This is a genomic window from Cytophaga aurantiaca DSM 3654, assembly GCF_000379725.1.
In the GTDB taxonomy this organism is placed as follows: domain Bacteria; phylum Bacteroidota; class Bacteroidia; order Cytophagales; family Cytophagaceae; genus Cytophaga; species Cytophaga aurantiaca.
This window is the reverse complement of record NZ_KB903665.1, coordinates 52867-64715: the sequence shown is the minus strand read 5'-3', so window position 1 is coordinate 64715 and position 11849 is coordinate 52867. Positions and strand designations below refer to the sequence as shown.

The following is an 11849-nucleotide window of genomic DNA, read 5'->3' as shown; positions in this document are numbered from 1 at the left end:
GTATAACATAGCATGTCCATTTCAATCGATACAATACGCCTAGGAAAAAAATACTACATAATTAATTATGGTGAACGCCATGAGTTTATTGTATTAAAACGAATTTCTGAAAATAATTTTTTGATAAAAGATCTGCTGAGCCTTGAAAAATATGAGCTACAGGAATTTATTGCCTATGGAAAAGGCGATGATTTTGAGTTGTTTGAATTGTAGCAAACTTTAATAAATACTATCATTCACTAGATTAATGACAGTATTTTAATATCAGTTCATTCGGATCGTCTATGTTATACTCTTCATTCCATTCTTTTTGATATTTGTATCCTTTTTGAATAGCAATTTTCCAGTTCTTACACGCTTCTTCTATATTCCCTAAAGCAAAATAACAATTGGCCATATTATTATAGGAATATAGATCCGTATCAAAGTGTTCGTAAAAAGCTGCATCTGCGCCAATAGACAATGCCTTTTTAAAATCAGGGATAGCACTTTCATATTGTTTCAAGTAATACTTGCTAAGACCTCTGTTATTAAAAGCCATCTTATTTGTTGAATCATACTTCAGCGCACTATTAAAATCCGAAACTGCTCCTTCGTATAACCTACATCGCATGCGCTTTTCACCCCGATTCACGTAAATTCCTTCATATGCGGGATTCAGTTTAATTACCTCATCATATGCATGTAATGACAAACTATCTTTCCCCCATTTATCATAAAGCAAACCTAAATTATAATATACGGTTGTCTTCTCCATATCATAATTTAATGCAGATAAATAATCTCTTTCTGCAAGATCAAATCTGGCTGTATTCTCATACAAAATTGCACGGTTCATCCATGCAAGTCCATTGGTATGATCTAATGATATTGCCTTATTAAAATCACTAAGTGCCGAATCGTAATCTTTAAGATGATAATAAGATGTTCCTCTTACACGAAAATATTTGGATTCAGAATCATTCAATTTGATGGCTTTATTTATATACTCCAATGCTTCGGTAGCGGAGGCCCTAGATAAGGTATTTTGCGTGGTGTTTTGAAGAATTGTCCATGCTTTTATGTAATAACGTTCTGCATCTGCCTTTTCTATTTCGGTCAGTCTTTTACCTCCAATACATCCTGCCATTATGATCAGAAAAATAAACGCAATTAGACTATTAAACTTCATGATGAAAATTATTTAAGCTTGTATCATAGTAATAAGAACACAGATTTCTTTTACAAATAAAGCCCTTCAACCTCCTGCTGATAATCAAACTGTAGATCTTCGTGCAGGCTGTTCAATGCTTTTTCTATTTTAGCTAGTTGTCTGTTGTAGAGATTCTCAATCACGGTATTCTGAGTGATGCGTATCCTTGATTTTTTCACCATCTGACAAAAATAGATGAGTACTTCAATTTCAGTCTGCTTAATGCCCGAGTATTTAATGTATTTTGAAATGGATCGAACAATTTTCTGAAGTCCTTTTTTAGCTACATAGAGATTGCTTGTATTAAGCAATTCAAATTGTTCGTCGATGTCGGCTTTTATCGCGGCAATGTAATTGGCTTCGTTGTCCGATTCAAAGATCAGGTAAGTTAAAAGTTCCTTGCTTTCCTTTTTGTATTTAGCAAGCCGCAAACAGATCTCAACCAATTCCTTTGCAGGTAAACCGGTTAATTCTTTTTTCAATTCATTTAATGTAGCGGCTTTCATAGTCTGCTAATCAAAGAATCTCCAGCTGATACCAAAATCAACTGTTCTGGGAATACCTGTATAATATGGCGTAGTGAAATATCCTTTTGGTTGTCCTAAGCCCGCTGCTAGGTTTGACATTTTAATAAACAGACGCGCCGTGCGGATCTGCATGTTCACAAAAAAGTCTACCACTACATATTCATTCACGTAATTAAAATCAGATGCACCACTGCCATGTTGTGTGGTTACATAATATTGCTGTAACAATGGATTGTATGCATTTGCTCTGTATGAGCTTTTATAAAACACATCAAAACCTGTCTGTAGTAACGTAGCACGTTTAAACAACCAGGCTTCTATGAACAATTGCGTTGCATTAACATATTCCGGCATTTGTAAAATATCCTTTCCATTGCCCTTATTGCTATCCTTATAATTGTATTGAAATTCATTATAGATATGAATCTTCCACAAATTAAAACGTAATCCTAATTTAGGCTGTATGTGCATGATTGCGCCATCTGTATACTGAGTTGGTGTTCCTGCTTCGGTGAAGTAGATCAGATCACTGTATGAGTTATATGCAATGGATGGGATGATATCCACCTTTCTTTTGGTGAAGGCATACTGAACAAACAGATGCTTTGTTTTTTGTAAATTGAACGACGTATCCCAAGATACCAGATTGCTTCTATAACCACTTTGAAGCAACGTTGGAGATACTGCCCACATAGATGCTACAGCTGAAAACCCTTTATACTTCAGATTAAAGGCTGCCATAGAATTATTTTTCGGATCCGGGTTTAAATTATTTTTACTTTCGAAACCATACTCTCCAAGAGCTTCTACATATCCTGTATTCGTTGTATCGAAATACCGTCTTACTTGTCCGGCCAAATACCATTCTGTTGTGTAACTATTAAGTACAGGAATAGAATCTCTGTAATCATAGCCCTGACGCATCTTTACATATCTGCTCTTTAAATAAGCAGCATAGAAAAGCTTTCCGGAAGAACCTTTGAGCCCCATTCGATTATCAAATAGATTAAAATCGCTGCGATCCGAAATCTGTGTATTGCTGTAAACTCCTTTTGTATTATAATCTGCAAAACGCGTATAAAACGTATCGTTCGAAACCAATGCATTATCATTGTAACGATTTACTCTGTATGAATAATCAAAGCGGTAAAACACCTGCAGCTTTTGATTTGGTAGTATTCCATAATGCTGATACACCCTGTAATTATAGCGTTTATCAAGTGAACGTGTACTTTGATAAGCAAACCAAACTTTTTCCAATTGATTCTCAAACAAATCATTCTTATCATCCGCTTTACCATCGGTTGAATCCGGACGAATACCGCCTGTCTCAAAATTATGTGCTTCTAAATAATTAAATGTTGCCAATAAAAAGTATCGATTGTTTTTGGAATGATGCGAAACATAAAAGTCAAAAGCATAGTTTTCTGCTTGTCTATCGTTACGCTGTACATATCCTACAATTTTTTTTGAAACAATGCGTCGCAGATCAATTCCAACATTCCATTGCGCATTAATGTTTCTCGAAAAAGCTATATCCAGACTCTGTTGTCCTCTGCTGCCTTGGTAATACTTCAACTCAGCATATGGCGAACGGGTATCAAAATACTTTACATCATCTGCTTTGTATTCATAGGCATCAAATACGCCAAAGCCGGTCTGCACACCCAATTGATTGGGAAGATTAGATGTCACACACTTCAACGGAGTTGCCCAATTGCCAAGATCCTGGCTAAATTGACTGTTCTTGTAGATAAAACCATAACGCTGGATACTTGCCAGACTGCTATCTATTTCACGCTTCAATCCTCTGTTTAAAAACACATCTGCTTCTGTGCCATAACGCAAGCTATGGTATCCGTATAATTGCTGTGTGGTATCATTTAATATTTGGGCCTGAACAGAACCAAATATTCCCAACATGATAAATGCTGACAGATAGCAGAAGTGTAAACGTATTGTATGTAGCATTCTATAATTTACGAAAGACTATAAAGTCTTTTACTGATTTTTTGTTGTATCAGATCAAGTAATACTTTTTCGTTGCTGAAAACCCCCAAGCTAATCGGTAAGTAGTTCCAGCCGGAAGTAATATTTAATTGATCCAACAAAGGTACAATTTTAACCCAATCTTTCTCAGTGGTTACGATCTGAATTGATTCATCCTTATTTCGTGCGTTTTCGATTTTTTCAATATCCTGAAGCGAAAATGAATAATGGTCTGAGAAATTAAAATGCTTGATTATATCAAGTTGTTTTTCCTTTAAATAATCTACTAATGGCTGCGTGTTTGCAATGCCAGTAACAAGAATAATTGATTTTACCTGATCTGTTTTTCCCTTTTGATGTGTTATATCTCCATAAATAATACCGGTATAATGTACCGGTACACGTGGTTTGATATAAGAAATAAATCGCTGATGCGGCAATGGTTTATATACAGGCGGAGTTTTTGTTACCACAATTACATCCGCTCTTGCAGCACTAATTCTGGATTCACGCAATCTGCCTGACGGCAAGAGCATATCTGTATAAAAAGGATCGTTGTATTCTGTCAGCAAAACATTAACATCGCGCTTGATCTTTCTATGCTGAAAACCATCGTCTAAAATCACCAGTTTTAAGTCCGGCACTAGTTCGAGCAAACGCTTAACACCTTCTATTCGATCTTCACACACAGCTACATGATAGCGATCCTGCGCATGAGCAAATAACTGCAATGGCTCATCACCTATTTCAACAGCCGTTGATTGAGCCTGTGCAAGTACAAAACCTCTTGTTTTTCTGCCATAACCACGGCTTAGTACAGCGGTTTTATGGGTCTCAGAATAGGTATCCAGAAGATACTGTGTAAATGGAGTTTTACCGGTCCCTCCGGCTTTCAGATTGCCTACACAAACAACCGCAACAGGTACATCGGTACTTGTAAATAAGCCTAAATCATATAATTTATTTCTGCCGGTTACAATACAACCATACAGAATTGAAAACGGCCACAATAAAATTTTAAGAAAAATCACGTTATATTTATAGCTGGTTAAATTTTAAGCAAATTGCAAAGTCAGGTCCATTATCACAAATCTTATGCCACGTATCCTTGATCTTATTTCTTATTTAGAACAATATGCCCCGCTTGCATATCAGGAATCCTATGATAATTGTGGCTTATTGGTAGGCGACAAACAACAGGAATGTACAGGTGTAGTTGTGTGTTTGGATGTAATTGAAGACGTTGTAGATGAAGCCATTGCAAAAGGTTATAACCTTATTGTGGCGCATCATCCGGTAATTTTTTCCGGGATAAAAAAAATCACCGGTGCAAACTATGTTGAACGCATTATTATAAAAGCCATTCAAAACAACATCTCTATCTATGCCATTCATACCAACTTAGATAATTTGGAAGATGGTGTAAGCGGCATGCTTGCTAAAAAGTTAGAATTGAAAAATACACAGATCCTGGCGCCTAAAAAAGGTACTCTTTCTAAGCTCGTTACATTTGTTCCGGTTGCTGATACAGACAAGCTATTGCAAGGTCTTTTTGCTACAGGTGCAGGCACTATAGGCAATTACAGCGAGTGTTCTTATACTGTTACCGGTACCGGTTCATTCAAGCCAAATGATCAAGCAAATCCGTCAATCGGACAAGCCAATACTGCTGAACATGTTTCTGAAAACAGGATCGAAATTATATACCCGAATCATCTTGAAAATAAGGTGGTATCTGCTTTACATGCACACCATCCGTATGAAGTGCCGGCTTATGATCTGGTTGCTCTTGGAAATGCAACTATGCATGTTGGTAGCGGATCTATTGGTGAATTAGATGAAGCTATGTCAACGGATGCTTTTTTGGCCTATATCTCTAAAAAGTTATCCTTGTCGTGTGTACGGTTTACAACTTCTTTTAAAGGAGAAATTAAAAAAGTAGCCCTGTGTGGTGGCTCGGGCAGCTTCTTATTGAAAAATGCAATTGCCTCAAAAGCAGACGTTTTAATCACTTCCGACTTCAAATATCATGATTTTTTTGATGCAGAAGATCGCATACTGGTATGTGACATTGGTCACTATGAGAGCGAAATTCACACAAAAGAACTTTTAATGAGTGTTTTGACAAAAAAATTCGTTAATATTGCAGTCGTTTTATCGAGTATTCATACAAACCCAATCGGTTATTACAAACTGTAAATGGAACAATCTACAATCGCTCAAAAATTAGATGCTTTAGTCAAGCTTCAATCAATCGACTCAAAGTTAGATGAAATCATCAAGGTAAGAGGAGATCTACCTGAAGAAGTAAGAGATCTTGAAGATGAATTAGCTGGTTATGAAACCCGTTTAGCTAAACATGAAGGTGAAATTACTACTATGGAAGAAGGTATTAAAAACCTTAAGAATGGTATTAAAGAGTCTGAAAAACTTATAAAGAAATACGAAGAGCAACAAAAAAACGTGCGTAACAACCGCGAGTTTGATGCGATCAGTAAAGAAGTTGAACTGCAACAATTAGAAATGCAGGTTTCTGACAAAAAAATTAAAGAAGCTTTACAGCAGATTGAATTTAAAAAGGAAGAAATTAAAAAAACAGACTTCAACCTTAGCGAACGTCGCAAAGATCTTGAAAACAAGAAAGAAGAATTAGAAGTAATCGTTTCTGAAAGTCAGGATGAAGAAGTTAAATTGAATAAAGAACGCGAAAAAGCTTCTAAGCAAATTGAAGAGCGTTTATTGAATTCATATACAAAATTAGTTGAAAATTATCGTAACCGTCTTGCAGTAGTTTCTGTTAAGCGTAACGCTTGCGGTGGTTGCTTTAACACAGTTCCGCCACAACGTCAAGGTGAAATTCGTGAGAGAAAAAAAATCATTGTGTGCGAACACTGTGGTCGTATTTTAGCGAATGTTGAATTTGTAATGGAAACATTAAAAAAATAAATAATCCTTCCTTGAGGAATTATTCTAAATATGTAATTACAAAAAGGGTGTATTCGTGGATACACCCTTTTTTATTCTGCCTTTTTTTCAGCTTTCCCTCCTATTCAAGTTATTATTTTAATACCGAACTTGAATCTGCCTACAAAGAAATTCTTCAGCTTAAATTATCGGAAGCCAAAGCCCGTATTGCTACAGAGCAAGTACGTGATCCGCATAATGGCATTGCAATTTATCTGCGTTCGTTAGCAGAAACAACAGGCCTGTTATTCTCAGAAGATCTAAGTGAATATGAGCGTTTAAAATCCGGTGAATCTGCCTACTTAAAACTTATTCAATCCAATAATTTACCTTCGTCACCTTATCATAAATTCTGTTTGGCAGAAATTAAATTGCAGTGGGCCTTTACCCAAATGAAATTTAATGACGAAGTAAGCGCCGCGCTTTCAACAAAACAGGCCTTAGTGTTATTAAATGAAAATTTGAAAGCATTCCCCACTTTTGTTCCTACAAAAAAATCATTGGGGCTTTTAAATATTATAATCGGATCCATACCCAACTCGCATGCATGGCTCGCATCATCCTTAGGATTCAAAGGTAATGTAACTACAGGTATGCAAATGATACAGGAAGTTATTGATAGCAAAACCATTTACTTACAAGAAGGGTATCTGATTAAAATTATCACGGAACAATACATTCTGAACAGAGATTCCAATATGGAATCCATGAAGCAGCTGTTCAGCCGCTATCCAAACAATATTCTATATGGATACATCTACGCGTCTATTCTCAGCAAGCACGGAAATTCAAGTGATGCATTAACAATTATCGAAACCATTTCTGTAGAAGATAATTATCTATCACTTCCTTTTATAGATTATCTGCACGGAGATTTATTGATGCAGCAGGGAAAATATGTTGCAGCACGGTTTTATTTCAACCGCTACATCAACACATTTAAAGGTAAAAATTTACTTAAAGACGCTACATACAAATTGTTTTTATCGTATTGGCTGAAGGATGAAGATGCAACAGCTATGACTTATTGGAAATCCATACAAACCGTTGGACAATCAACATTTGAGTCCGACAAGTATGCGCAGAAAATTGCGTTAAGCAATGAACTTCCTAATAAACAATTAGCCAAAATTCGGTTGTTTACGGATGGAGGAAACTTCACACAAGCATTTGAAATATATAATGCTACTAACTTAAGTGATCTTACTACGAAGAAAGACAAAATTGAATATTACTACAGAGCAGCCCGTTTATATCAGAAAACAGGTCGTCAAAATGAATGTATTCAATATTATAAGAAAGTAATTTCACTATCCGCTGAAACTAAAAATAATTTCTACTATGCCCCAAACTCTTCATTGCAATTGGGCTACATTTATACGCAGTTAAAAAACTATACCGTGGCTCGTTCGTATTTTCATCAGGCTATTGCCTATAAAAATCACGAATATGAGAACAGTATTGAACAAAAAGCAAAAATTGCATTGAACGAAATCAAATGAATACTGTAGCATTAGATAGCTCTTCGGATATATTCATTTCAAAAACGTTATCGTGGCTTGAACAACGCTACGATCATATCACCTATTTAAATCCTAACAACTATACCAATTATCCTCAAAAACCATTCAGACACCTGATTGCATTCGGGTCAGAATTTTCTGTACAAGCAGAATTGAATCAAAACATATTCGATATTTGGAAAGACATACGGAATAAGTATTCCAAAGATTGGCTATTTGTTTTTGTTTCGTATGAAGGAAAAAATAGTGTTGAAGAAATTACTTCTAACAAAGAACAAGCGATCTCTTTTAGCACGGCTACATTTAGTATACCTGAACATGTTTGGGAAATCACGTCAAATGAAGTACGAATTTTAAAAGGTACTGGCCATTCCATTGTCAGTAATATCAACGCATACAGCACGGAAGTAAAAAAAGAACAGGCAACTATTTCTATAGAACATGTGGTATCCAGATCACATTACATTGAGCAAGTAACAAAAATACAGAAATACATTTGTGAGGGAAATGCGTACGAGATCAATTATTGTATTCCGTTTATTGGCAAAGGAATATTGAATCCTGTAGATGCGTATTTAAAATTAAATGCGGTTGCCCCAATGCCGTTCTCTGTTTTTTATAAATCGCACAATGAATATATTTTATCTGCATCTCCGGAGCGGTTTATAAAAAAAGATGCTGCAAAGATTATATCTCAGCCAATTAAAGGTACAAGCAAACGTGGAAACACGGATGCGGAAGATCAGGAATTAAAAAAAATATTGCAAAATTCTCAAAAGGAGCAATCTGAAAACACCATGATCGTTGATCTGGTTCGCAATGATCTATCGCGCACTGCTGTTGCAGGAAGTGTACAAGTTCCAGAATTAAGCGGCATGTATACATTCCCGAACGTACATCAACTGATATCAACCGTAGTATCTGAAATAGATACGAGCTATTCTTCTATTGACGTTATCAAGTATGCATTCCCGATGGGCAGTATGACCGGAGCTCCCAAAATAAGTGCGATGGAATTAATTGATGACATTGAAGCTGTTGCACGTGGACCGTTCTCGGGTACGGTTGGCTACATGGATCCTGAAGATAATTTTGATTTCAATGTATTAATACGCAGTATCTTTTATAACAGCACCACAGATGAAGTATTCATGGAAGCTGGAAGTGCAATTACTTCGTATGCAGATGCAGCAAAAGAATATGAAGAGTGTATTTTAAAGATCACCCCTATGATCACTATTTTATCACACAATAAATAATATTTCAATGGAAAATGAATTAGAAGAATTGGTAAAAAATTCAGACTACATCCTTCCCGGAATCGTTCTTTTTATACTTGCCTTCTGGCTTACATTCACCTTACTGGGATTTTCTTTTTTCAAAATTGCTACAGGTCTTTCAAATTTTCTATTTGACCGGTATATACTTCTAACATATACTTTATCACCTCAGGAAAAAGCAACGTTAGAATATAAAATATCTTTTTATAGAAATTTGAGCATTTCAAACAAACGTAAGTTTGCCTGCAATGTAAAATATTTTATCAGTAAAAAAGTATTTGAAGGCAGAGACGGATGTCGTGTAACAGAAGATATGAAGTTACTCATAGCAGCTGCTGCTACGCAAATCGCTTTTGGCCATTTCCCTACGATTTATGAGCACTTCAGACACATTGTTGTATATCCGGATAAATACTTTTCAGGATCCACACAAAGATACCATCTGGGCGAAGTACAAGCAAATGGAGTTATTAAATTATCCTGGAAAGCATTTACCGAAGGAGCAGCCGTGCAAAACGACGGAATCCATGTTGGATATCACGAGATGGCGCATGCTTTGAAGATCGAAGATGCAACCTTACACGATATGGAACATTGCTTCATGAATAGAACAGCACTGCATAATTTTCATCGTTATGCAAATGAACGTATTAAAAATTTCAAAGGAGTATCCTTCATGCGTGATTATGCCTTTAGTAACTCAGAAGAGTTTTTTGCTGTAAGCATTGAATACTTTTTTGAAACACCTGCTCAGTTACGAAAAAATGAACCTGAAGTATATAATTATTTAAAATTGATACTCAATCTTGATCCAATGATCCATCAAAACCCTGTTGTAGCATAACTTGCTAAACGAATAAAAAATGTCTGACCACTTTTACAGTGGTCAGACAAATTGACAACGTTCTATTAAAAAGTGCTCAATTGTAGCTTTCCAGTTACTAAGCTCTCCAAACAGTCCGTGTAAGAATATGATTGCCTCACCTTCACCTTTTTCATGGTAGTTGAAAATTTGACGCTTTTCATATTTGTTGTTATTAAATATCATAGTTCACATTTTTTTTAATGTCCAATTATTTTAAAAAACAGATAGAGGTAAATTCAAGTATTAATTTTTTCTTCTATAAGAATTTGTAGTCAGCAATTGTTTCAGTTCATAATCAAATACTCTTTTCAATTTATTTTATTTGATTAGATTTTGTCTGAATTCTACATTTTGTTTTAGAATTGTAAATACCTTTTGAAAGTATTGCAACACGTTCATATAGTTTTCTGTTTCTATTTCAACAAAGAACTCTTTGGTGTTAGTATTTACCTCAATGTTAATACCCTTGAATTTTCCAGATCTAAAAAATCCCCTTAATAATGAGTAGCTGTACTCATTATCCCAAAGGCTGAATTTGAAAATATTCCCATACCCACCTTTGAAGTACAACTCAGCGTGTATATGGCTTTCAGAAGATTTCAAACCAGCGTACGTGATTTCCATAATTTCTTCCTGATTATTTAACCAACGGGAAACATAATTTGCTGTGCGAGAATAGTCACCTTTTTTAATAGCTTCTTTCTTAATCGTCTTTTCTATGTGATCTTCACGTTCTGCAGGAAAATAGGTAGACTTTGTGTTTAATACACGATTATATTTTTGATTATCCAATACTGTTCTTCCCAATATTTTATCTGTATTTGAATGCAAAATACCATTCGATCCTTCAACAATAAATGAGTGGATCAAGTGTTTTTGAAATATTTCAGAAGAAGAAAGATCTGTTAAGACAAAATCAGCACCGTCTTTTAACGGAGCATAAATATATCCCAAACCTCCATGTGTATTATCGAATACAACCGGAACATTGATCTGGTGTGCTTTCTGGATGATATATCCATAATCTTGAATCGATAAATTTTCCTGATTTATCGTAGGTACATACACTAAAGAAATGTTTTTATCTTGTAAAACATTTTCCCATTCATCCTGTGAATAGTTTTCAGTGTAAATGATCTTAATGTTTTTTCTTTTATAAATAATCTCGTCGTTTTCCCACGCTTGTTTTGATTGAAAACTTAATACATTCCCTCCGGCAGAAAGAATATTTTTAATCAATGAAAAACGTGCAGAACGAAATGATTTTTTTGCTACTGCATTTACGCCTCCTTCAATAATTGCAACTTGCTTTTCTACTTCAAGTAAATATTCTGTAGTTGAAATTGTATGAGCAATTTTATTGATATCAGAAAAGGTTTGATTTGTGCGGTTAGATATTGTTATAGCTGTCATGATTGAATGCGTTTAGATAATTATTTTTTTTGAGATGACCTAAATAGATCGATGTGTTATTTCAACAACTGATGTTGCTTGAAATAAACTTGAGTG

11 protein-coding genes are annotated in these 11849 nt (G+C 35.2%); 6 read left to right on the top strand and 5 right to left on the bottom strand.

The window, feature by feature from the left end; genetic code table 11:
• Positions 1 to 12: 12 nt before the first annotated feature.
• Positions 13 to 213 (top strand): hypothetical protein, encoded by a 201-nt coding sequence (locus A3EE_RS0118435; RefSeq protein ID WP_018344921.1) that lies wholly within the window; start codon positions 13 to 15, stop codon positions 211 to 213.
• Positions 214 to 244: 31 nt separating this feature from the next.
• Here A3EE_RS0118435 and A3EE_RS0118430 read toward each other — a convergent pair whose 3' ends face one another.
• The 4 genes from A3EE_RS0118430 to lpxK are packed head-to-tail and all read right to left on the bottom strand — an operon-like array spanning position 245 to position 4739.
• Positions 245 to 1171, bottom strand: coding sequence for a tetratricopeptide repeat protein (locus A3EE_RS0118430; RefSeq protein WP_083921294.1), 927 nt, complete (start codon positions 1169 to 1171; stop codon positions 245 to 247).
• Positions 1172 to 1221: 50 nt separating this feature from the next.
• The gene (locus A3EE_RS0118425; protein ID WP_018344919.1) at positions 1222 to 1698 is read right to left on the bottom strand and encodes a hypothetical protein; all 477 of its coding nucleotides are present in this window, start codon (positions 1696 to 1698) and stop codon (positions 1222 to 1224) included.
• 6 nt (positions 1699 to 1704) lie between these two features.
• The gene (locus A3EE_RS0118420) at positions 1705 to 3642 is read right to left on the bottom strand and encodes a putative porin (protein ID WP_018344918.1); all 1938 of its coding nucleotides are present in this window, start codon (positions 3640 to 3642) and stop codon (positions 1705 to 1707) included.
• A 56-nt stretch (positions 3643 to 3698) separates the two neighbouring features.
• Entirely contained in the window at positions 3699 to 4739 is a 1041-nt protein-coding gene (gene lpxK, locus A3EE_RS0118415) for a tetraacyldisaccharide 4'-kinase (RefSeq protein WP_018344917.1), read from the bottom strand.
• 64 nt (positions 4740 to 4803) lie between these two features.
• Here lpxK and A3EE_RS0118410 point away from each other — a divergent pair, with 64 nt between their 5' ends.
• Genes A3EE_RS0118410 through A3EE_RS0118390 form a run of 5 tightly spaced genes read left to right on the top strand, consistent with a single transcriptional unit; the run spans position 4804 to position 10319 of the window.
• On the top strand, positions 4804 to 5907 hold the full coding sequence (locus A3EE_RS0118410; RefSeq protein ID WP_018344916.1) for a Nif3-like dinuclear metal center hexameric protein: 1104 nt from the start codon (positions 4804 to 4806) through the stop codon (positions 5905 to 5907).
• A complete protein-coding gene (locus A3EE_RS0118405) occupies positions 5908 to 6654 on the top strand; it encodes a zinc ribbon domain-containing protein (protein WP_018344915.1) in 747 nt (248 codons plus the stop codon).
• An 11-nt stretch (positions 6655 to 6665) separates the two neighbouring features.
• Entirely contained in the window at positions 6666 to 8174 is a 1509-nt protein-coding gene (locus A3EE_RS0118400; protein WP_018344914.1) for a tetratricopeptide repeat protein, read from the top strand.
• Positions 8171 to 9454 (top strand): chorismate-binding protein, encoded by a 1284-nt coding sequence (locus A3EE_RS0118395; RefSeq protein WP_018344913.1) that lies wholly within the window; start codon positions 8171 to 8173, stop codon positions 9452 to 9454. The genes A3EE_RS0118400 and A3EE_RS0118395 overlap by 4 nt, the downstream gene beginning before the upstream one ends.
• A gap of 7 nt (positions 9455 to 9461) precedes the next feature.
• Positions 9462 to 10319: a zinc-dependent peptidase gene (locus tag A3EE_RS0118390; protein WP_018344912.1), complete on the top strand. Its 858-nt coding sequence runs from the start codon at positions 9462 to 9464 to the stop codon at positions 10317 to 10319.
• 339 nt (positions 10320 to 10658) lie between these two features.
• On the opposite strand, the gene A3EE_RS0118380 is transcribed toward A3EE_RS0118390, so the two are convergent.
• Positions 10659 to 11753 (bottom strand): PLP-dependent transferase, encoded by a 1095-nt coding sequence (locus A3EE_RS0118380; protein WP_018344910.1) that lies wholly within the window; start codon positions 11751 to 11753, stop codon positions 10659 to 10661.
• Positions 11754 to 11849 lie beyond the last annotated feature (96 nt).